Annotated in this window: 21 protein-coding genes, 2 tRNA genes and 1 other RNA gene; 12 read left to right on the top strand and 12 right to left on the bottom strand. The window is 67.6% G+C overall.

Annotated elements, in window-relative coordinates:
• Positions 1 to 33: 33 nt before the first annotated feature.
• The 3 genes from CVA01_RS02925 to ffs all read right to left on the bottom strand — a co-directional run bounded on the left by CVA01_RS02925 (position 34) and on the right by ffs (position 2285).
• Positions 34 to 672 (bottom strand): hypothetical protein, encoded by a 639-nt coding sequence (locus CVA01_RS02925; RefSeq protein ID WP_014011020.1) that lies wholly within the window; start codon positions 670 to 672, stop codon positions 34 to 36.
• A gap of 6 nt (positions 673 to 678) precedes the next feature.
• Positions 679 to 1965, bottom strand: a complete 1287-nt coding sequence (locus tag CVA01_RS02920) for an aspartate aminotransferase type Ic (RefSeq protein ID WP_141328472.1) — start codon at positions 1963 to 1965, stop codon at positions 679 to 681.
• A 223-nt stretch (positions 1966 to 2188) separates the two neighbouring features.
• Positions 2189 to 2285, bottom strand: an RNA gene (gene ffs / locus CVA01_RS02915) — signal recognition particle sRNA small type.
• 135 nt (positions 2286 to 2420) lie between these two features.
• On the opposite strand from ffs, the gene CVA01_RS02910 reads away from it, so the two are divergent.
• The 3 genes from CVA01_RS02910 to CVA01_RS02900 all read left to right on the top strand — a co-directional run bounded on the left by CVA01_RS02910 (position 2421) and on the right by CVA01_RS02900 (position 3819).
• Positions 2421 to 2509 (top strand) — tRNA-Ser (locus CVA01_RS02910).
• Between the two features lie 190 nt (positions 2510 to 2699).
• Positions 2700 to 2788 (top strand) — tRNA-Ser (locus CVA01_RS02905).
• Positions 2789 to 2922: 134 nt separating this feature from the next.
• Complete coding sequence (locus CVA01_RS02900; protein WP_141328470.1) at positions 2923 to 3819, top strand: GDSL-type esterase/lipase family protein; 897 nt, start codon at positions 2923 to 2925, stop codon at positions 3817 to 3819.
• 6 nt (positions 3820 to 3825) lie between these two features.
• Here the strand turns inward: CVA01_RS02900 and CVA01_RS02895 are convergent, their stop codons facing one another.
• Entirely contained in the window at positions 3826 to 5892 is a 2067-nt protein-coding gene (locus CVA01_RS02895; RefSeq protein ID WP_073883460.1) for an NAD(+) synthase, read from the bottom strand.
• A 125-nt stretch (positions 5893 to 6017) separates the two neighbouring features.
• On the opposite strand from CVA01_RS02895, the gene CVA01_RS14835 reads away from it, so the two are divergent.
• Both CVA01_RS14835 and CVA01_RS02890 read left to right on the top strand, forming a co-directional pair.
• Entirely contained in the window at positions 6018 to 6155 is a 138-nt protein-coding gene (locus tag CVA01_RS14835; RefSeq protein WP_158307506.1) for a hypothetical protein, read from the top strand.
• A gap of 57 nt (positions 6156 to 6212) precedes the next feature.
• Positions 6213 to 6788 carry an HNH endonuclease signature motif containing protein gene (locus tag CVA01_RS02890; protein WP_141328468.1) on the top strand — a complete coding sequence of 192 codons (576 nt, stop codon included), beginning with the start codon at positions 6213 to 6215 and terminating at the stop codon, positions 6786 to 6788.
• A 78-nt stretch (positions 6789 to 6866) separates the two neighbouring features.
• On the opposite strand, the gene CVA01_RS02885 is transcribed toward CVA01_RS02890, so the two are convergent.
• Entirely contained in the window at positions 6867 to 7253 is a 387-nt protein-coding gene (locus tag CVA01_RS02885; RefSeq protein WP_244938107.1) for a transcriptional regulator, read from the bottom strand.
• Positions 7250 to 7438 (bottom strand): toxin HicA, encoded by a 189-nt coding sequence (locus tag CVA01_RS02880; protein ID WP_141328466.1) that lies wholly within the window; start codon positions 7436 to 7438, stop codon positions 7250 to 7252. The genes CVA01_RS02885 and CVA01_RS02880 overlap by 4 nt, the downstream gene beginning before the upstream one ends.
• A gap of 263 nt (positions 7439 to 7701) precedes the next feature.
• Between CVA01_RS02880 and CVA01_RS02875 the strand changes: the two genes are divergently transcribed.
• The gene (locus CVA01_RS02875; RefSeq protein WP_141328464.1) at positions 7702 to 8400 is read left to right on the top strand and encodes an NADPH-dependent F420 reductase; all 699 of its coding nucleotides are present in this window, start codon (positions 7702 to 7704) and stop codon (positions 8398 to 8400) included.
• Between the two features lie 6 nt (positions 8401 to 8406).
• Here the strand turns inward: CVA01_RS02875 and CVA01_RS02870 are convergent, their stop codons facing one another.
• Positions 8407 to 9057: a cyclase family protein gene (locus tag CVA01_RS02870; protein ID WP_141328462.1), complete on the bottom strand. Its 651-nt coding sequence runs from the start codon at positions 9055 to 9057 to the stop codon at positions 8407 to 8409.
• A gap of 29 nt (positions 9058 to 9086) precedes the next feature.
• Positions 9087 to 9866, bottom strand: coding sequence for a helix-turn-helix domain-containing protein (locus CVA01_RS02865; RefSeq protein ID WP_244938106.1), 780 nt, complete (start codon positions 9864 to 9866; stop codon positions 9087 to 9089).
• Between the two features lie 110 nt (positions 9867 to 9976).
• Between CVA01_RS02865 and CVA01_RS02860 the strand changes: the two genes are divergently transcribed.
• The 3 genes from CVA01_RS02860 to CVA01_RS02850 are packed head-to-tail and all read left to right on the top strand — an operon-like array spanning position 9977 to position 12536.
• Positions 9977 to 10993, top strand: a complete 1017-nt coding sequence (locus CVA01_RS02860; RefSeq protein ID WP_244938105.1) for an ABC transporter substrate-binding protein — start codon at positions 9977 to 9979, stop codon at positions 10991 to 10993.
• A gap of 52 nt (positions 10994 to 11045) precedes the next feature.
• On the top strand, positions 11046 to 11654 hold the full coding sequence (locus CVA01_RS02855) for a TetR/AcrR family transcriptional regulator (RefSeq protein WP_141328458.1): 609 nt from the start codon (positions 11046 to 11048) through the stop codon (positions 11652 to 11654).
• A 27-nt stretch (positions 11655 to 11681) separates the two neighbouring features.
• A complete protein-coding gene (locus tag CVA01_RS02850; protein WP_141328456.1) occupies positions 11682 to 12536 on the top strand; it encodes a crotonase/enoyl-CoA hydratase family protein in 855 nt (284 codons plus the stop codon).
• Here the strand turns inward: CVA01_RS02850 and gluQRS are convergent, their stop codons facing one another.
• On the bottom strand, positions 12537 to 13442 hold the full coding sequence (gene gluQRS / locus CVA01_RS02845; protein WP_141328454.1) for a tRNA glutamyl-Q(34) synthetase GluQRS: 906 nt from the start codon (positions 13440 to 13442) through the stop codon (positions 12537 to 12539). It lies immediately after the preceding gene.
• Between the two features lie 90 nt (positions 13443 to 13532).
• On the opposite strand from gluQRS, the gene CVA01_RS02840 reads away from it, so the two are divergent.
• Positions 13533 to 14177, top strand: coding sequence for a PadR family transcriptional regulator (locus CVA01_RS02840; RefSeq protein ID WP_244938104.1), 645 nt, complete (start codon positions 13533 to 13535; stop codon positions 14175 to 14177).
• Complete coding sequence (locus CVA01_RS02835; protein WP_141328450.1) at positions 14174 to 15907, top strand: ABC1 kinase family protein; 1734 nt, start codon at positions 14174 to 14176, stop codon at positions 15905 to 15907. Before CVA01_RS02840 ends, CVA01_RS02835 begins: the two co-directional genes overlap by 4 nt.
• Before the next feature lie 86 nt (positions 15908 to 15993).
• On the opposite strand, the gene CVA01_RS02830 is transcribed toward CVA01_RS02835, so the two are convergent.
• From CVA01_RS02830 to CVA01_RS02820, 3 genes are all read right to left on the bottom strand, one after another.
• Positions 15994 to 16857 (bottom strand): MOSC domain-containing protein, encoded by an 864-nt coding sequence (locus CVA01_RS02830; RefSeq protein ID WP_141328448.1) that lies wholly within the window; start codon positions 16855 to 16857, stop codon positions 15994 to 15996.
• Positions 16858 to 16862: 5 nt separating this feature from the next.
• Complete coding sequence (gene curA, locus CVA01_RS02825) at positions 16863 to 17888, bottom strand: NADPH-dependent curcumin/dihydrocurcumin reductase (RefSeq protein ID WP_141328446.1); 1026 nt, start codon at positions 17886 to 17888, stop codon at positions 16863 to 16865.
• Between the two features lie 169 nt (positions 17889 to 18057).
• Complete coding sequence (locus CVA01_RS02820) at positions 18058 to 18354, bottom strand: hypothetical protein (RefSeq protein WP_141328444.1); 297 nt, start codon at positions 18352 to 18354, stop codon at positions 18058 to 18060.
• 131 nt (positions 18355 to 18485) lie between these two features.
• Between CVA01_RS02820 and tgt the strand changes: the two genes are divergently transcribed.
• Entirely contained in the window at positions 18486 to 19784 is a 1299-nt protein-coding gene (gene tgt / locus CVA01_RS02815; RefSeq protein ID WP_141328442.1) for a tRNA guanosine(34) transglycosylase Tgt, read from the top strand.
• The last annotated feature ends 34 nt before the right edge of the window (positions 19785 to 19818 follow it).

Genomic DNA, 19818 nt, shown 5'->3' with positions numbered 1-19818 from the left:
CTCAGCCACCTGCCGGACCGGCTACCGCACCGGTCAGCGCCAGACGTCGTTGAGGTCGGTGCCGGCGTCCAGCAACTGCTGCTGCACCACCCCAAGGCCCTGCGACGTGGCCGCGGAGTACTCCCCGTCCGTGAGCATCACCAGCTGGGCGACGACCGTCATCCGCCCCGGATGGGTCCAGTCCTGGGAGGTGCCGCCACCGTGGCGTCCCCCGAAATCGACCTCGTGGACGTGCGGGACGCCGTCCTCCCAGAGGAACGGCGGGATGAGCAGACCGTGCTTCGCCGTCATCGACTCGTCGACGTGCCAGCCCAGGTCCGGCAGGAGCAGGCCGGGCTGCGGGGATCGCTGGTGAGGGTCCTGGGCGATCATCGTCGCCGCCGCAGTCACCAGGTCGGCGGCGGCCCGGGAATGCCGGGTGGTCACGGTGACGAACTCGACGCGCAGGTCAGCGCCGTCCTCGGTGACGAGGCCGGGTTCGATGCGGGCCGCGTCGAGCGTCATGGCGACGGTCTCGACGGGGGCGGTCGGGTCGTCCGGGTCACCGGGACCACCGATATTCACCTCGGCGACGGTGAACTCAGGGAAACCCTGCACCACCCGGCGGGTGGTCGTCGTCGGCTCGCCGGGGAGCAGGTCAGAGGCCCAGTAGGTCGTCTCCTTGAGATTCACGCGCGCCTACTCCGCGACGCCGGCGGCTTCTGCGGCCTCGATCGCGGCGAGGAGCATGCAGGTCGCGACACCGTCCATCGCCACCTCGACCTCCTCCTGCGGCGGCAGGGACGGGGCGAGACGCAGGTTGCGGTTGTTCGGGTCGCTCTTCAGCGGGAAGGCCGAGCCCGCGCCGGTCAGCGCGATGCCCGCCTCCTTGGCCAGCTCCACGGTGCGCTTCGCGGTGCCGTCGAGCAGGTCGACGGAGATGAAGTAGCCGCCCGCCGGGTGGGTCCACTCGGCGATACCGAGGCCACCGAGACGCTTCTCGAGGATCTCGGTGACGGCACGGAACTTCGGGCCGAGGATGCCGGAGTGCTTACGCATGACCGAGCGGACACCCTCGGCGTTGCCGAAGTAGCGGACGTGGGCGAGCTGGTTGACCTTGTTCGGGCCGATGCCGCGGATGGTCGCGTACTTCCGGTACCAGTCGAGGTTCTCCTTCGAGGAGTTGAAGAAGGCGACGCCGGCACCTGCGAGGGTGATCTTCGAGGTCGAGGACATCGCCCAGAACCGGTTCGGGTTGCCCGCTTCCGCGGCGATACCGACGATGTCCAGGATCTCCGGGAACTCGTCGGTGAGGGTGTGGACGGCGTAGGCGTTGTCCCAGATGATGCGGAAATCGGGGGCGGCGGTCTCCATCGACGCCAGTGCCTCGGCGACCTCACGGGAGACGGTGGCACCGGTCGGGTTCGAGAACACCGGCACAACCCACATGCCCTTGACCTGGGGGTCCTTGACGAGCTCGCGGATGGCGTCCACGTCGGGGCCGTCCTCGTTCATCGGGATGGTGACCATCTCGTAGCCGAAGGTCTCGGTGATGGAGAAGTGGCGGTCGTATCCGGGGACCGGGCAGATCCACTTGACGGTCTCCTCCGCCGCCCAGGGACGCTCGGAGTCGTTGTTGCCGAAGGTGTGCGACCAGGAGATGAGGTCGAACATGATGTTCAGACTGGACGCGTCGCCGGCGACGACGAGATCGGCGGGGATGCCGAGGACTTCGGCCCACAGCTCACGGATCTCTCGGATACCGTCGCCGCCACCGTAGTTCCGCACGTCGGTGCCGTCGGCGAGGGTGTGGTCGTCCTCGCCGGGCAGGCTGAGCAGGGACTCTCCGATGTCGAGCTGCTCGGAGGAGGGCTTGCCGCGGGTGAGGTTCAGGCCCAGGTTACGGGCCTTGAGCTCCTCGTAGGACGCGGTGACCTCGTCCTTGAGCGCGAGCAGTCGGTCGGTGTTGGCTTCGGTCAGCTTCATAGTCCCGCAGGACCTCCTCGACGGTTACGGAACAGGGGGTGGTTCCGTCGGCATATTTCCGTGGCAAGTCTAATGCTCTGCGTCCCGCCGTGTCAGTACCGGCTAAGTCACATGGTCAGGGCACCCTGTCCCCCACTGAGCCGTTCCCCTGAGCCGTTCCCCTGAGCCGTTCCCCTGGACCCTTCCCCTGGGCCCTTCCCCGCCCCGGTTCCCTCCCCGGAAAGTAGAACGGACCTCACGCACCCGCCAGAGCCCGCTTACCCTTGCTGCATTCCTGCCCTGGGGGAGTTCGCAGGATTCACGCCACGTGAGATCCGTCGACCATGGTAACCCAGGATTCGACTGGTGCCAAAGCACGGGGTGGGACTTGTGTACGGCCGGCGCCTTCCCGATCCCTTTCCACGGCACGACCAGCCATTTTGTGGCACGTGGACGCCCTGTGTATATTTGTCGGCGGAGGATTCGACTAGCGGCCTATGTCACACGCCTGGAACGCGTGAGGGAGTTAAATCCCACAGGGGTTCAAATCCCCTATCCTCCGCCACATGAACCCCCGGCGTCCTCGGACCCGGGGGTTCAGTCATGTCCGGGGGTCGGTCTCAGCCATGTCCGATATGTCGGCATCGCGCACCCGGAGGTCGCTGCAGCCCCCTCCCGACCAACCTCTCACTGCGTGATGCGCACAACCCACCCCCGACTTCGCGGACGCCGCGGGCAGGTGTACATTGTACGGCGGAGGATTCGACTAGCGGCCTATGTCACACGCCTGGAACGCGTGAGGGAGTTAAATCCCACAGGGGTTCAAATCCCCTATCCTCCGCCACATGAACCCCCGGCGTCCTCGGACCCGGGGGTTCTGCCGTTAGGCGTGCCCACCCCAACCGGATGACGTAAGATCAGTCCGGACAATCTCCGGCCCTTTCTCCCTGACACACCAGAGAAGGACATCGCCAGTACATGGACCACCGCGCATCCGGGCAGCACCGGCGACACCGCGCACCCCGCGCATCCAGGGGTTCCCGGCACCGCCGCAAGACTCTCGCACCGCGCATGGTGACCGGTTCCCTGCTCGCGGCCGCCGGTGTCGGTGTCGCGAGTGTGTCGGGCCTGACGCTGGCGTCGCTGTCCGGGGCGTCCTCCGGATCCTCGGGAAATGTCGTCGTCTTCGGCGACTCCTACTACTCCTCCCCCGACGAAGCCGCCCTGACCCGGACCTGCTCCCAGTCGGACGCGAACTGGTCCCGACTCGCCGCAGCGGACACCGGCGTCGCCGTCCACGACTTCAGCTGTGGTGGGGTGACCTCGGAGACGATGCTCGAGCGGGTCGACGAGGCGCTGGCCTCCGGCGACCTCGGCGCGGAGACCGGCACGGTCTTCCTCTCCATCGGCGGCAACGACTTCGCCCACCAGGGCGTGGTCCGTGGCATGAAGATCGGTGACCTGGACGGACGCCGCGAAACCGTGATGACGAACGTGGACACCGCCGTGTCGAAGATCCGGGACGCCGCACCGGACGCGAAGCTCGTCTTCTCCAGTTACCTGCCGGCCACGGTCGGACCGTACGTGTGCCGCACCGACGGGCCGGTCGAGGGTGTTTCCCTGCCGGTCTACGACCAGCAGCTCGACGAGGTCGAGGGATACATCAGTGAGACGATGGCGCTCGCCGCGGAGAAGTACGACGCGGAGTTCGTGGACGTCCGTTCCGCCGCAGCAGGCAACTCGACCTGCAGCCCTGTCGGTGAGCGCTTCCTCTCCGGCGAAGAGGGTGCACCTGACGTCCTCATGGCGTGGCACCCGACCGCCGCCGGGTCGCGGTTCATGGCGGACCTGTTCATCCCGGAGATCGTGCGGTAGTTCCGGCTAAACCCCCGGGAACGCGGCGTCCAGCTCGGCGAGCCAGGCCCGGGCGTTGCCGTCCGAGGGGGCGCGCCAGTCACCACGCGGGGAGAGGGACCCGGCCGGGGAGACTTTCGGACCGTTGGGGATCGCAGTGCGCTTGAACTGCGCGAACCCGAAGAACCGCTGCAGGAACGAGCGCTCCCATTCCACGATCGTGGCCAGGTCGTAGGTGTAGCGGTCCTCATCGGGGAAACCGGCGGGCCACTCGCCGACCTCGGCGTCCTTCCAGGCGTGCCAGGCGAGGAAGGCGATCTTGGAGGGACGCAGCCCCGCGAGGATGTGCCAGAGGGTGAAGTCGTGCAGGGCGTAGGGGCCGATGGTGGACTCGGTGGACTGCACCTTGCCGTCGGCGCCCGGCGGCACGAGCTCGGGGCTGATCTCGGTGTCGAGGACGGACTGCAGGACCTCCACGGTGGCGGCGTCCACCCCCTCGCGTTCGGCGATGACCCAGCGGATGAGGTGCTGCATGAGCGTCTTCGGGACGCCGCAGTTCACGCCGTAGTGGCTCATCTGGTCACCGACGCCGTAGGTGCACCAGCCCAGGGCGATCTCGGAGAGGTCGCCGGTGCCGACGACGATGCCGCCGTGGTGGTTGGCCAGGCGGAAGAGGTAGTCGGTGCGCAGGCCTGCCTGGACGTTCTCGAAGGTGACGTCATAGACCGGTTCGCCGTCGCCGAAGGGATGGTGCATCTTCTTGAGCAGTTCGGTGGCGGCGGGCACGATGTCGATGGTCTCGATGGACGCGCCGATCGCTTCGGCGAGCTTCACGGCATTGGACTTCGTGTGCTCACTCGTGGCGAAACCAGGCATGGTGTACGCGAGGATGTCCGAGCGCGGACGCCCGGCGCGGTCCATCGCACGGGCGATGACCAGCAGCGCGTGGGTGGAGTCCAGACCGCCGGAGACGCCGATGACCGGCTTCGGGTTCCCGATCGCGGAGAGTCGCTGGGCCAGGCCGGCAACCTGGATGTTGAAGGCCTCGTAGCAGTCCTGGGCGAGGCGCGCGGGATCACCGGGGACGAAGGGGAAGCGGGCGAGGTCGCGGCGCAGGCCGATCTCCCCGCGCGGCGGGTCGAGGGTGAAATCGACGGTGCGGTATTCCCGTTCACCCAGGTCATCGAGGGTGCGTCGGTTGTCGTCGAAGGTGCCCTGGTGCAGCCGCGCCTGACGGATGCTGTCGAGGTCGACATCGGCGACGGAGTAGCGCGTCCCGTCCGGGAAACGCTCGGTCTCACGCAGGAGGACGCCACGTTCGTGCACCATGGTCAGCCCGTCCCAGGCGACGTCGTTGGTGGATTCGCCGTGCCCGGCGGCGGCGTAGACGTAGGCGGCCTGGCAACGCAGCGATGCACTTGACGCCAGCAGGTGCCGGTCGTCGGCGCGGCGCTGGGTGATGGGGCTGCCGGAGAGGTTGAGCAGGACTGTCGCCCCGTTGAGTGCCGCGCGGGCACTCGGCGGGACGGGGACCCACATGTCCTCGCAGATCTCGGCGTGGAAGGTCAGTCCCTTCACGTCCGCGGCCTCGAACAGCAGGTCGGTGCCGAAGAGCGCCCGGTTGTCACCGATGCGGATGGTGGCGTCCTGAATGTCGTCGCCGGGGGCGTACCAGCGGCGTTCGTAGAACTCGCGGTAGGTCGGCAGGTTGGACTTCGGGACGACGCCGAGGATCTCACCGCGGTGGATGACGACCGCGCAGTTGTAGAGCCGGTTGCCGTGGGCCAGGGGTGCGCCGACGACGAGGACGGGCATGAGGTCGATACTCGCAGCGACGAGCGTTTCGACGGCGTCGGTGACGGCGTCGAGCAGTACGTCCTGGAGGACGAGGTCATCGATGGCATAGCCGGTGAGGCTGAGCTCGGGGAACACGGCGACGCCGACATGGTCGTCATGCAGTTCGCGGGCGGCGTCGAGAATGCTCTGTGCATTGGTCGCCGGGTCGGCGACGGCGACCGGGACGGTGACGGCGGCGACGCGGGCGAAGCCGTGGGCGTAGGCCCCTGCGGTGGGCTGATCAGGCTGATCGGACATGCTCACCAGTGTGCCAGGCGGGTCGCGGTGAGGTGCGGTAGGTGGCCGGTCCCGTGCCTCTGGACACCATGTCCGCATCTCGCACCGTCAGGTCGGTGGGGGAGGTGACTGACCGAGGTCGTACATTGACCGACTCCACATTCGCCCGCGACCTTGCCGCACATCGCGCTCTGCTCCAGGACAGCCTGGCAGATCCCACCACCGTCGCCGTGCTGCGGCGTATCAACTCCGCGATCATGGGCCGAATGGACGAACTGACCTGACGGTGTTGAGACGAGGTGCCTCCCACCCACGGTCCTGGTGCCCGTAGCCTCATCTCCATGACCTCGCCATCCGGATTCGCCATGCCGAAACCCGTCCGTACCACGGGCCGGTCATCGAGCATCACCAACTCGTTCGTCAACGGGATCATCCCTGTCATCGTCCCGACGGAGGATGAGATAAAGGAGACTTTGGGTGTTCTCGGCATGGATTTCCCTGTGTGCTCCTACTGCGGCGACACGTCTACAGAATGGGATCACCTACGACCGCTTGTCATCAAGCAGCGGCCGACCGGATACATCTCAGAGATCCACAATCTGGTCCCCAGTTGCGGGAAATGCAATCAGAGCAAAGGAAACAAACCCTGGCGCACCTGGATGTTCAGCTCCGCGAGGCTCTCACCACTCACCCGCGGGATCTCGGATATCGAGGAGCGCGCCAGTCGTCTCGAAGCTTTCGAACGCTGGGGCTCACCCACACAGGTGAACTTTGAAGAACTGGTGGGCGCCGAGCTCGGGGCCGAACACTGGATGAATCACCAGCGCATCATCGCACTGATGAGAGAGGCAGAACAGACGGCGGCGCAGATCCGGATCACCGTGGCTTCAACTTTCCGTAGTCCGACCCGGATGTAGTCGGCGTGACTCTGCCATCCGCCGCGCCCACCCCGTTCCCGGCGCGCATGCCAACGTCAGGGACTTCCGGCTCAGGCCCTACTGGACGGCGAGCTTCTGGGCCTGCTGATAGCTGACCCCAAGCAGGCTCCCGATGTCACGGAACGTGAGCCCGCCGGCAGAGAGTTCCCGGGCCGCCGCCTGCATCGAGGCAGTGGCCTGTTCCTGTGCCTCGCGCGCAAGATTCCGCAGTTCAGCCGCCTCATGGGCGGCATCCGCCGCTGGTCCCTGCGGGACAACGGTCACTTCCGCACCCTTGGCGTCCTCGGTGATGTCGGGGAACAGGGTGAGCGCATCCCGGACCATGCCCGGAATCTGGTCGAGCCGACGGGTCTGGGTGAACAGTCCCGGAACCTCATCTACGGTGACGGTCCACCACCCTTCGTCACGGGAGGCGCGGGCGGTAAACGTGTTGTCCATGGTCATGCTCCGATCTGTCGCAGGATCTCGGTGGCGAACCTGTCCGGAATCTCCCGACGTCGCGGGACAGTCGTGTAGCGTTCACCGATCCAGACCTTCGTGTGGTTGCGGCCTTCTTCGATGTGCAGGTCCTCACCTCGAGCCTTCGCCTGTCTTCTGATTCTCCGCATGATGTCGCGCCGTGTGGTCATGAGACTAGTCCCCTCAGTGCGATAGCTCTAGTCGCTCTATAGCGATTTATCTGGCCAGTTGGTGCTGTCTCCATGCACCTGTTTGACTCCGCCGTGCTCCGGATGGTTCCGCCGCGCCCATCACCACCCCGGCCCCATGTCCGCATCACGCAGCCTGAGGTCGCTCAGCCACCTCTCTCACCGACCTGACGGTGCGCGATGCCGACATCAGCGGCATCAGGGCTCCCGGGAATACCCGACCACCCACACGAGTTACGTCTGAAATGAGCACAATCGGAATCATCGGCTCCGGCCTTATCGGAGCAACTGTCGCACGTCTCGCCGTCCAGGGTGGCCACCAGGTTGTCCTGTCCAACTCGCGGGAACCCCGCACCCTGCTGCCGCTGGTCGCGGCACTCGGACCCGACTCCCGCGCCGCCACCCCGGCCGAGGCCGCAGAGGCCGGCGACATCGTGGTCGTCAGCGTCCCGCTCGGCGCACTGGCCGACATCCCCACCGAACCGCTGGCGGGCAAAACGGTCATCGACACCTCCAACTACTACTGGCAGCGTGACGGCCACATCGACGAGCTCGACAACCGCGAGGTCACGACCTCGAAGTACCTCCAGGACCGGCTGCCGGACTCAGCCGTCGTCAAGGCCTTCAACAACATCAACTTCGCCCACCTCGGCCTCCTCGCCCGCCCGGCCGGGGATCCGGAGCGCACCTCGCTGATCATCGCCGGCGACGACAAGGACGCCAAGGCCCAGGTCACGTCCTTCCTCGACTCCCTCGGCTACAACACGCTCGACGCCGGTCCCCTGTCCGAGGGTCGCCGCTTCGACAACGGTCAGCCCGCCTACGGCCGCCCGTACCTCACGCCGGACGCCAACCCCACCGACATCCTGTCGATGGGCTCCGGCCGCCCCGCCACCGACGAGGAGCTGCGGGACGCCCTGGCCGCCGCCGAGCTGCCGGACTGACCAGGCTCAGTACCGAGCCACCGCCCTCACCGGCGCACCGTCACCGCCGGTGATGTTCAACGGCAGGGCGGTGAACTCCACGTGCCGCGGCAGATCGGTAAGCCCCCGCAAGTTCTCGATGATCAGCCGGTCCGCCCCGAGCAGGACCTCGTGCGCCACGAGACTGTCAGCTCCATCCGGGGACGCCATGTCCACCCCGAGGACCTGCACCCCTCCCGCCACGAGGAAGGATGCCGCGTCCTCGGTCAACACCGGATGACGCAGGTAGTCGTCACCACCCCAGGGCCGGTCCCATCCGGTGGCCAGCAGAAGGATCGACGGCAGGTTCTCCGGCCCCGACCGCAGTGCCTCACCCAGCATCTCCTCGTCGATCAGCTGTTCCGGCGCGAGGTCCGGGAGCTGGACGACGACGGCGTCCCCCATGAGTTCCTCCGGCGCCACCTGATCGATGGTGCGTCCACCGGCGATGACGTGCGCCGGGGCGTCCACATGCGTCCCCGAATGGGAACCGAGGTGCAGGGAGCGTACCGAACAGCCGTCGGCGGGGATCGTCAGAACCTCATCAATCTGCCCCTCAGGATCACCCGGATAGACCGGCATGTCAGCGGTCAACGGGTGCGTGAGGTCGGTGAACGTGGTGCGAGCCCTGCGGTCCATGGCCGCGAGCGTACCGGGGTAGTGGCCGCCTAGTACTCCCCTCCGTGGAACTGGCCGGGCGTCGTCCCAGTCACCCGCCGGAACGCCGTGGTGAATGAGCTCGCGGAACCGTATCCGACCGCCGCAGCGACCTCGGCGATACCCAGATCCTGGCCCAGCAACGTCGCCGCGTAATGCACCCTCGCCGCAGTGATCCACCGGGTGAACCCCATCCCGGTCTCCGACTCGAACGCACGCGTCACCGTGCGGGTACTGACCCCGAGCTCGCGCGCCCAGGCCTTGAGGGTGCGGGTGTCCGCGGGGTTCTTCTGCACCGAGTCCACGATCGGTGCGACGAGTGGCGCGGTCGGCACCCGGAGCACCAGCCCGTTGTCACTGGGCCGGAGCACGTCGAAGATCATCTGCTCGGTCGTCCGGTGGGCCTCACCGTCCAGATCCTCGGTGACGAGCCGTTCCAGCAGCAGCCGCAGCAGATCCGTGAGATCCACCGCCACCGGGTGGGACGCCAACGGCGTGGTGTCCGCACCGAAGTGCACGGCACGCTGCCGCGAGCCGGCCGGGGTACTGCCGGAGTGCGGCGTCCCCGCGGGAATCCACAGCCCGACGGTGCGGGTCACGGTCCAGACCCGGTGACCGATGACCGCGTGCCCCACCCCGCACTCGTTCCAGATCAGTTCGTGGGTGGGGTGGGAATGCTCACCCCACCGCGTCTCCCGGACATGGCCCTCCTCGTTGCCGAAGGCCCGGACGGGGAAGTGGAGCGCACCGGCCGGGCACATGGGCAGGTGCCTGGTGTCCACGGAAGTCACGGCGTCCACCCTATCGGAATCACCGTTCCGGCTCCGGCCGGACAGCGCCGGAGAATGAGGAAAGGGTAACCATTGCTCTTGACGGTGGAGGCTCACTAATATGCGTCCTCATGCGTATCCCCACTGTCGCCGCCGGACGCCGCTTCCGGACCACCGCCCTCGCCCTGACCATCACCACTGCACTGTCGGGTTCCCTCGCCGCCTGCTCCGACGATGATGGTTCAGACCCGTCGGACTCCTCTGCGACCGCAGCCCAGTCCGGCACGGTCGAGGTGACCCACACCATGGGCACCACTGAAGTTCCGGAAGATCCGGGGAAGATCATCACCTTCTCCCCCAGCTTCACCGACGTCTTCTCCGCACTGGGACGGCCGGTGGATGTGGAGTACCGCACCGACTTCTACGGCGAACCCGGCCCATGGGAGAACGGCGATTCCGGAGAGACCCTCACCTACCCGATGACCGGCACCCCGGATGTCGAGAAGGTCGCCGAAGCCGACCCGGACGTCATCTTCGCCGGGTATCTGCCGGACCAGGCCACCTACGACCGCTTCAACCAGATCGCCCCGACCATCGCCACCGTCGGCTCCTCCCCGATGTCCGATGACTGGCGCGAGGCCACCACCGTCGCCGGCGACATTCTCGACAGGAGCGACGATGCGAAGAGCCTCATCGAGGACGCCGAGCAGGCTTTCACCGATGCTAAGGAGAACCACCCTGCCCTTGACGGTGCGACCGGCGCCTTCGGCCAGATCAGCGAGCAGGGTCTGGCCATGGTCACCGGCGACGCCGACCCGGCCAATGTCTTCCCCACCGATCTCGGCATCGTGATCCCGGAGGAGATCAAGGCCACCAGCCTGAACGGGAGCCGCGCCTTCATCTCCGAGGAGAACACCGACCTGCTCAACACCGACCTGCTGTACATGTGGCCGGTCTGCGTCGAGGCTAAGGACGTTCCCACCACGGTGAAGGGCTGGGACCAGCTCACCCCGGTGAAGAACGGCACCGCCTTCCTCGCCGACACGGACGCCGCGATGGCCATCAGCAACCCGACCATCCTGTCGGTGGTCTGGGAACTGGAGCAGCTGGAGGACACTTTCACCGCACTCGACGACGCCGCCGAGTAGCCGCCCGGTAGCCGCCGACCACCCCTGTTCCACCGCCGGTAGGATCTGTCCCATGATCTCCAGACGCCGGTCGGTGGGCCGCCCCTCCCGAACCTCACTGGACGCCCTGCAGGACGCCGCCCTCACCCTCGGCCTCGACAGTTTCACCCTCGCCGCTGTGGCGAAGGAGGTCGGTGTCGCCGAAGCGACGGTCTACAACTACGTCCACAGTCGCGACGAGCTGTACCGCGGAGCCTGTGACCGGCTGTCCGCCGGAGTGGACCTCACACCGGACCCGGCCACGGACACCGGCAGCTGGATGGACTACATGGATGCCGTCAGTGCGCGCGTCGTACCGCTCGCCGCCACCCATCCCGGATTCACCGAATACCTCTTCTACGGTCCCTTCGGCCCGGAGACACGGCGCATCTACTCCACCATGGTGGCCGAGGTCATGCGCCGACGACCGGAGCTGGACGCCAATGCGGCGTACTTCGTGGCATCCCGGACGTTCATGAGTTCACTGACCACGGCGTCCTTCCCCGATCTGCAGGACGCCGGGACCTGGCTGCGTCACTCCGTGATGCTGGGTATGGAGCAGCAGATCGATGCCGGGAACCTGCCGCACATCGACGGCGACTGGAGCGATGTCCTGGACCACGACGGGAAAACGGCCCGGTGAGCTGGTCGATCCGTTAGCGTGAACGCCATGGCCACCACTTCCCCTGCGTCCTCCGCTGCATCCGCTTCTGAGCTGCCCACGCTGACCTTCACCGACGAGCCGGTGCGCATCGCGCATGTCCGTCTGAACCGCCCGGAGAAACTGAACTCCCTGACCCTGGACGTGCTCGATGAACTCATCGCGATCGCCGGGACGATCCGCGCCGACCGCAGCGTCCGCGCCGTGGTCATCGCCGGGGAAGGACGCTCCTTCTGTGCCGGACTGGACTTCGCTTCCGCGATGAAGAAGCCGCAGGCACTCGCCGCGAGTTTCGTGCCGCGGCCGTGGCGGGGCACCAACCAGTTCCAGGAGGCCTGCTGGGCGTTCCGCCGCCTGCCGGTGCCGGTCATCGCCGCGGTCCACGGCCACTGCTTCGGCGGTGGACTGCAGCTGGCGATGGCCGCGGACTGGCGGTTCACCACCGCCGACGCGCAGTGGAGCATCCTCGAGTCGAAGTGGGGCCTGATCCCGGACATGTCCGGTCTGCAGTCCCTGTCCCAGCAGCTGCGGGCGGACGTTCTCAAGCGGCTGACCATGACCGGCGAGACAGTCGACGGGACGAGGGCCGTGGAGTTCGGCCTGGCCAGCGAGGTCACCGCGGAAGGCACCGATCCGGTGGACGCCGCGGTGGAGCTCGCCGCACAGATCGCCACCCGCTCCCCCGATGCCACCGCCTACGGCAAGAAGCTCGTCGACGAGACGTGGGCGCGCGGGGCACGCGCCACCTTCGCTCTCGAGCGGATCCGTCAGTTCCGCCTGCTCGTGGCGTCCAACACGAAGGTCGCCCAGAAGGCCGCGGCGAAGAAGGTCGCCCCGGTCTTCGCCCGCCGCAACGTGAGGTAACTACTCCCAGGTCACCGGCTCGTGGGAGAGCAGCGACGGATCGGCGAGCGCGGCATCCCCGATGGACGCGTCGATCCAGGCCCGTGCCGCGGCCGCCTTCTCCGCGTAGGTCTCCCCCGGCAGCTGACGCAGCGTCACCGCACCGTCCCGCTTCGCCAACCGTTGCCCCGTCGGTCCGAGCACCAGCGGGACGTGCACGTACTCCACCTCGGGCAGCTCCAGCAGATGGGCGAGATAGGCCTGCCGCGGTGCGGAACTGAGCAGGTCGTCACCACGGACGACCTGGTCGATCCCGGCCAGGGTGTCGTCGACGACGACGGCGAGGTTGTAGGCGAAGCCGGTGTCCTGCGCACCACCGCGGCGCAGCACCATGTCGTCGACGTCCCCGGTGTACCGGCCGTCAGTGGCCTCGTCGGAGAACACCTCACGCACCGACCATTCGGTGACCTGCGCGCGCAGCCGCAGGGCCGGGACACGTCCCACCGCCGCCAGTTCCTCGAGCTTCTGTTCACGCTGAGCATCGGTGAGATCCCGGCAGGTGCCGGGGTAGCGTCCGGGCACGGCGTGGGGTGCGCGGGCCGCCTCGGCAATGTCCTTGCGCGAGCAGTAACACTCGTAGACCAGGCCGTCCTCGACGAGTCGGTCGAGGGCTACCTCGTAACGCTCCAGGGTGTCCGACTGCCTGGCGACCGACCCGTCCCAGGTCAGGCACACCGCCTCCAGGTCCTCAAGCTGCCGGTCGGCGGAGATCTCCGAGGACCGTGCGGCGTCTATGTCGTCGATGCGCAGCCGGAATCCCCGTCCGGTGGCGCGTGCCCACGCCTCGGCGAGAACCGCCGTCCGCAGGTTTCCGAGGTGCAGGTCTCCGCTGGGACTGGGCGCGTAGCGGCCGTTGCCGTGGGTCATAACTCACAGGGTAACCGCAGGGTCTCCGGCGTAGCCTGGGCGGTGTCCCCCACCACTTTCACCACGACCGTCACACGGGAAGGTACAGACATGACCGACAGAAAGCCGTCCGAAGAGCCGCAGGACTTCAACGGACTGTTCGACATGATCCGCGGACTGCGCGAGGACTTCGCCGCCAGGCGTCCCCGCCTCGAGATCTCGAAGGACGCCGCGGACCGGAGCACCCGGGACATCCGCGCCGCCGTGCTCAGCGTCCTCGCCACCACACCTGCCACCGGGGCCGGGGTGATCCGGGCGATCACCGAGCGGTCCACCGATGACTGGGAGCCGGCCGCCGCCGAGGTCTACCCCACCCTCCAGCTGCTCGTCGACGAGGGCCTGGCCACTGTCGCCGAGGAGGAGGGACGCCGCACCTTCACCCTCACCGAGGCCGGCGAGGACGAAGCCTCCGCCTCCGGTGACGACGACGAGGACGCCGACGACTGGGCCGGGTTCTTCGCACCGTTCAGCCGTTTCGCCGGGCACACCCCGTTCGCCGGGGGCTTCGCGGGAGCCCGCGGCGAGCTGCCGAAGGCCGGGGCGAAGCTCGTCCAAGCCGCCCACCAGGTCCTGCTGTCCGGCGACGAGGCACAGATGGAGAAGGTCACCGCCCTGCTCGACGAGACCCGCCGGAAGATCTACGGCATCCTCGCCGAGGAAACTGCCGAAGAGACGCCCGAGAACACCGGGGAGTGAGCACATCCCGCCCCGGCGGCCACCGGCTCCGCGCCCGCTACCGGCGCATCATGGCCTTCGGGCTGTCCGTGATGCTGCAGGTCTGGTGGTTCGACCTGGTGCTGCCCCGGCTCGGCCTGCGTGCCTGGAGCCGGCGAGGCCAGACGAAGCGCCTGACCCGCACCGCCCTGCGGTTCCGACGGCTGGCGACCGACCTCGGCGGGCTGATGATCAAGGTCGGCCAGTTCATGTCCACCCGCATCGACATGCTCCCGCCGCAGGTCACCGAGGAACTCGCCACGCTGCAGGACAATGTCCCCGCCGTGGAGTTCGACACGGTCCGGGCGCAGGCCGAGGCCGACCTGGGGATGCCACTGTCGCGCGCCTTCGCGTCCTTCACCTCTGAACCGATCGCCGCAGCGTCGCTGGGACAGGCCTACCGGGCGCGGCTCACCCCCACCCTCGCCGCTGAAGCGGGGTTCTCCGATGTGGTCGTCAAGGTGCAGCGCCCCGGCATCGCCGATGTCGTGGAGGTGGACCTCGCCGCACTGCGGAAGATCGCCGGCTGGCTGGCGAAAATCCCGTTCATCGCCGGACGCGCCGATGTGCCCGCACTGATCGAGGAGTTCGCGGACACCAGCCACGAAGAGATCGACTACCTGCACGAAGCCTCGGAGGCGGCGTCCTTCCGGAAGGACTTCGGGGACGCCCCCGGCGACGGGCCGCACACCCGCGCGCCGCAGGTCGTCTGGGAGCGCAGTACCCGGCGCATCCTGACGCTGCAGGACGTCACCGCGATCAAGATCAGTGATGTCGCCACTTTGCGCGGGCTCGGTATCGACCCTTCTGACGTGGCCGTCCGGCTGGCCGAGGAGATGTTCACGCAGCTGTTCACGACCGGGCATTTCCACGCCGACCCCCACCCGGGGAACCTCTTCGTCACCCCTGGGCTGCGGCGTGGGGAGTTCACGCTGACCTTCATCGACTTCGGGATGACCGGGCACATCGACGATGGGCTGCGCAACGGGCTGCGGTCACTGGTCATCGCCGTGGGCCTGCGCGACGGAGCCGGGATGGTCAACGCGATGCAGTCACTGGGTGTGCTGCTCGACGGTGCGGACACCGACACCCTCACCGAGGCGATGACCGAGCTCTTCGACCGCTTCGGCGGGATGGCCGTGACCGATCTGCAGCATGTGGACCCGAAGGAGTTCGAGGAGTTCGCGCACCGGTTCCGCGACGTGATCCGGTCGATGCCCTTCCAGCTGCCGGAGAACTTCCTTCTCATCATGCGTGCGGTGTCGATGCTGTCGGGGCTGTGCTCCACACTCGACCCCGAGTTCAACATCTGGGAGTCGGTGACCCCGTTCGCGACCCGGCTGATCCGGGAGCAGGCCGGGGCGTCGGCGACCGAGATCGCGCAACGTGCCGTCTCCTCTGCGGCCGCGACGGCGAAGACCGTGGTCGCGCTGCCGAGGCGCCTCGACCATGTGATCGGCGTGGTCGAGAGCGGCGATCTGTCAGTGAAGACGCCGCAGGTAGAGCACCAGCTCAAGCGGCTGGAGCGGGCGGCGGTGCGGGTGGTCGCCGCGGTCATCTTCGTCGGTCTGGTGATCGGCGGGGCTGTGCTGCGGGGCTCGGCGGGGGCCGGCGACTCGTGGAGTACCGCGGCGAATGTGGTCGGCATCGTGATGATGGGGCTGTCGGTGCCGCCGCTGCTCTACGCGGTCTTCGGTGGACGCCGGGTGTGACCGGCTCGGGCTCCTGACCTGCCCCCGGGTGCGCGTCGAGAGGGTGGTTTCGAACACCGGAACCACCCTCTCGTCGCACACCTGGTTCAGCCCACGCTGACCCGGTCGCCGATCCGGAGGACGCCCCCGGTGCCCGAGTCGCTGCCCACCTCGCCGGGGCCCGTGGCATCGGTAGGCAACAGAAGGACGCCGAGTGCCGGCTCCGCCAGGCCCACCTCTGCGGTCAGGACCTTGAGCAGGTTCGCGTCGCGGACGCCGGTGTCCGGGTTCGCGGTGACCGCCATGCAACGCACGATGGTCTTCTGCGCGGTGAACCGGACCGCCCCCACGGTGAGGTCGGTATTGTCCACCGCCCAGTCCAGTTCGGTCCGGGCAGGCACCCCGTCGATGACGACGTTGGACCGGAACCGGCGGTCGTCGAGGGGCACTGCACCGTTCGCCTGCTCCACCTCCCTCACCGACTCCTCCGAGTGCAGGGAGACGAAGCCGCGCGGCCGGTCCTGGAACCGGGCGCTTTCTCCGTCACCGACGAGCTCCAGGGGCAGCCTGCCCGGCCGTCCCAGCCTTTTCGCGTCCGGGCCGGCGAGGATCCAGTCGGCCAAGGCGTCACAGATCTCGCGGCGTCCTGCCTGGTCAAGGCCGGCAGAGACCAGGACCGCGTCATTGTCCGTGCGGTCACGGAAGGTCAGCGTCCTCCCGTCGAAGTCGACGCGCAGCCGGGCGAGCGTCGGGAAGTCCTGCAGGCACAGGCCCTTCGCCTTCGGCCAGTAGTCCAGGCCGTCCTTGTCCTCCGGCGTGGCGGAATCCGCGAAACGGACAGCGAGGACGCGGTCCCCGGCAATCCGGCCGTCCGGCTGGACCGTCAGCGACTCGCACGGCTGCGGGGTGAACCCCTTGACGGGGTAGCGGTAGAGGGCTGTGACCTTACTGACCTGGGAATCCTGGGACATGCCGGTTAATTTACCTTGACCAGCAGCTTGCCGAAGTTCTTCCCCTCGAGCAGACCGATGAAGGCCTCCGGGGCGTTCTCCAGTCCCTCGACGATGTCCTCCTTGTGGACGATGGTGCCGTCGGCGACCTTCGGGCCGATCTCGTCGAGGAACTCGTCGTAGTGCTCGGCGAACTCGGTCTGGATGAACCCGCGGACCAGCACACTCTGGGTGAGGATCGTGTTCATCGTCGCAGGCAGGCGGTCATGATCGCCCAGGCCACCGGTGTTGTAGTTGGCGACGAGGCCGCACACCGGTACCCGCGAGTACAGGTTGAGCCGCGGGCGCACCGCGTCCCACACCGGACCGCTGACGTTCTCGTAGTAGACGTCCACGCCGTCCGGGCAGGCGGCTTTGAGGTTGTTGTAGAAGTCCGGGTCACGGTGGTCGACGGCGGCGTCGAAGCCGATCCCGTCACTGACCCAGGCGCACTTCTTCTCACCACCGGCGATGCCGACGGCACGGGCCCCGGCGAGCTGCGCGAGCTGGCCGACCATCGAACCGACCGGGCCGGACGCCGCAGCGACCGCCACGGTCTCCCCTGCCTGCGGCTTACCGATGAACTTCATGCCCGCCCATGCCGTGAATCCGGGCATACCGAGGACGCCGAGTGCTGTGGTCTCCGATGCGCCGAAGGTCCGCAGCTTCCGGACGGTGTGGACCTTGGCGGCGGGGATGACGGCGGCGTCCACCCAGCCGGTACGCCAGAGCACAAGGTCACCTTCGGCGAAGTCCGGGTTCTTCGAGGCGACGACCTCACTGACCGTCTCGCCCTCCATGACACCACCAACGGGGACCGGATCGGCGTAGGACTTCGCGTCGCTCATCCGGCCGCGCATGTACGGATCGAGGGAGAGGTAGTGGACCTTGACCTCGATGTCGCCGTCGGTGAGCTCCGGGAGGTCGACGGTCTCGGTGCGGAAGTGCTCGGGGCCGGGCGTGGCCTCCGGGCGGGACGCGAGGACGATCTGACGTGCGGTGCGGGTGCTCATACGACTCTGGTGCTCCTTGACGAGGGGATGACTGTCCTCCCCGAGGGTAACCACGGACGGTGACGCGGGTCGGGTGCAATGGGGCGTCGGCATCTTGGGATCCCAGGTGAGTTCTGACCCTCCGAAACCGACCCCTGGTACCAAGATGCCGACAGGTCAACCAAGCCGACTACAGACCTGCGTGCCCGGACCACAGACGACCAGATTCGTCCGCCGCCCGGGAAATGAGCGCCGCCAGTTCCGGGGACTCCGGCACCCGGAACGACGTGTACCCTCCCTGACCACCCGCCACCGGGCGTCCGTACGCTTTCGCGGCAAGGGAGCCGTCCTGTAGGAGCCGGATGTTCAGAGTCTGCAGGCGGTATTCGACGTCACGACGGGAGTCCGTCCACTGGAGCTCTTCGGGGACGGCGACGTTGTTCGCCAGGGCACTGACCTCGGGAGGTGTTCCGGACTCGTTCGACATACGTGCCAGGGTAACGACGCCCGCAGGCCCGGGTGTGCGCCGACAGGGTGGCCCAGCGCCCCGGAACCACCCTGCCGACGCACACCTGGTGCAGACAGGTCACGCAGCACCACCGGATAGACTGTTCAACCATGACTGACACTGCGTCCGGCACGGCGTCCGACACCACCTTCACCCTCGGCACCCGGGTCGGCGAGATCGACGGGCACAACGCACATGGACGCACCGGCGTGATCCACACCCCGCACGGCGGCATCCACACCCCTGCCTTCATTCCCGTCGCCACGAAGGCCACGGTCAAGACACTGACCCCGGAGCAGGTCCGCTCCACCGGCGCCGAGGCGATCCTGTCGAACGCGTACCACCTCTACCTGCAGCCCGGCGAGGACATCGTCGACACCGCCGGCGGCCTCGCCGAATTCGAGAACTGGCACGGCCCGACCTACACCGACTCCGGCGGATTCCAGGTCATGAGCCTGGGTGTGGGTTTCAAGAAGGTGCTGGCGATGGACGTCGCCAATCTCACGGATGCTGACATCCGCGCGGCGAAGAAGGAGCGGATGGCGCAGGTCGACGAGGACGGCGTGGACTTCAAGTCCGTCATCGACGGCTCGATGCACCGTTTCACCCCGGAGAAGTCGATGCAGATCCAGCACGGCCTCGGCGCGGACATCATGTTCGCCTTCGATGAGCTGACCACGCTGGTCGACACCCGCCGCTACCAGGAGGAGTCCGTCGAGCGGACGCACCGCTGGGCGCGTCGGTGTCTCGTCGAGCACGACCGGCTCACGACCGAGCGGACGCACCGCCCGCTGCAGTCACTGTGGGGCGTGGTGCAGGGCGCGCAATACGAGGACCTGCGTCGTCAGGCTGCCCGCGGACTGGTGGAGCTGTCCGCCGAGGCGGAGAAGGACGGACGCCGCGGCTTCGGCGGCTTCGGCATCGGTGGCGCCCTGGAGAAGGAGAACCTCGGCACCATCACCGGCTGGGTCTGCGATGAGCTGCCCGACGACAAGCCCCGCCACATGCTGGGGATCTCCGAGCCGGATGACCTGTTCACCTGCATCGCCGCCGGTGCAGACACCTTCGACTGTGTCGCCCCGACCCGGCTTGCCCGCCGTGGCGGTGTCTACACCCTGGACGGGCGACTGAACCTCATGGCGTCGCGACACAAGCGCGATTTCATCCCGATCGACGCGGAGACCGGCGGCTACGTCAACGAGCACTACACCCGCGCGTACATCCACCACCTGCTCAAGGCGAAAGAATTCCTCGCGGGGACGCTGTGCACCCTGCACAACATCAACTTCATGATGACGCTGACGCGGAACATCCGGACCTCCATCGAGGAGGGCCGTTTCACGGAATACCGGGACGAGTTCCTCGGCCGCTACTACGCGAACAAGGCCCCGGAGCTGCGCGGGCGGTAACGCAGGGCACAGAACAGGACGTCGAGCAGGTCGC

The organism is Corynebacterium variabile (assembly GCF_006539825.1).
Taxonomy (GTDB): Bacteria; Actinomycetota; Actinomycetes; order Mycobacteriales; family Mycobacteriaceae; genus Corynebacterium; species Corynebacterium variabile.
The sequence above is the reverse complement of the archived record's forward strand: the minus strand, read 5'-3'. Positions and strand labels throughout refer to the sequence as shown.

Bases quoted from the DNA above. Each gene is read 5' to 3' on its own strand.
- CVA01_RS02920 (WP_141328472.1), bottom strand. From the start codon at position 1,965: ATGAAGCTGACCGAAGCCAACACCGACCGACTGCTCGCGCTCAAGGAC.
- CVA01_RS02900 (WP_141328470.1), top strand. From the start codon at position 2,923: ATGGACCACCGCGCATCCGGGCAGCACCGGCGACACCGCGCACCCCGC.
- CVA01_RS02895 (WP_073883460.1), bottom strand. From the start codon at position 5,892: ATGTCCGATCAGCCTGATCAGCCCACCGCAGGGGCCTACGCCCACGGC.
- CVA01_RS02890 (WP_141328468.1), top strand. From the start codon at position 6,213: ATGACCTCGCCATCCGGATTCGCCATGCCGAAACCCGTCCGTACCACG.
- CVA01_RS02885 (WP_244938107.1), bottom strand. From the start codon at position 7,253: ATGACCATGGACAACACGTTTACCGCCCGCGCCTCCCGTGACGAAGGG.
- CVA01_RS02880 (WP_141328466.1), bottom strand. From the start codon at position 7,438: ATGACCACACGGCGCGACATCATGCGGAGAATCAGAAGACAGGCGAAG.
- CVA01_RS02875 (WP_141328464.1), top strand. From the start codon at position 7,702: ATGAGCACAATCGGAATCATCGGCTCCGGCCTTATCGGAGCAACTGTC.
- CVA01_RS02870 (WP_141328462.1), bottom strand. From the start codon at position 9,057: ATGGACCGCAGGGCTCGCACCACGTTCACCGACCTCACGCACCCGTTG.
- CVA01_RS02860 (WP_244938105.1), top strand. From the start codon at position 9,977: ATGCGTATCCCCACTGTCGCCGCCGGACGCCGCTTCCGGACCACCGCC.
- CVA01_RS02855 (WP_141328458.1), top strand. From the start codon at position 11,046: ATGATCTCCAGACGCCGGTCGGTGGGCCGCCCCTCCCGAACCTCACTG.
- CVA01_RS02850 (WP_141328456.1), top strand. From the start codon at position 11,682: ATGGCCACCACTTCCCCTGCGTCCTCCGCTGCATCCGCTTCTGAGCTG.
- gluQRS (WP_141328454.1), bottom strand. From the start codon at position 13,442: ATGACCCACGGCAACGGCCGCTACGCGCCCAGTCCCAGCGGAGACCTG.
- CVA01_RS02840 (WP_244938104.1), top strand. From the start codon at position 13,533: ATGACCGACAGAAAGCCGTCCGAAGAGCCGCAGGACTTCAACGGACTG.
- CVA01_RS02830 (WP_141328448.1), bottom strand. From the start codon at position 16,857: ATGTCCCAGGATTCCCAGGTCAGTAAGGTCACAGCCCTCTACCGCTAC.
- curA (WP_141328446.1), bottom strand. From the start codon at position 17,888: ATGAGCACCCGCACCGCACGTCAGATCGTCCTCGCGTCCCGCCCGGAG.
- CVA01_RS02820 (WP_141328444.1), bottom strand. From the start codon at position 18,354: ATGTCGAACGAGTCCGGAACACCTCCCGAGGTCAGTGCCCTGGCGAAC.
- tgt (WP_141328442.1), top strand. From the start codon at position 18,486: ATGACTGACACTGCGTCCGGCACGGCGTCCGACACCACCTTCACCCTC.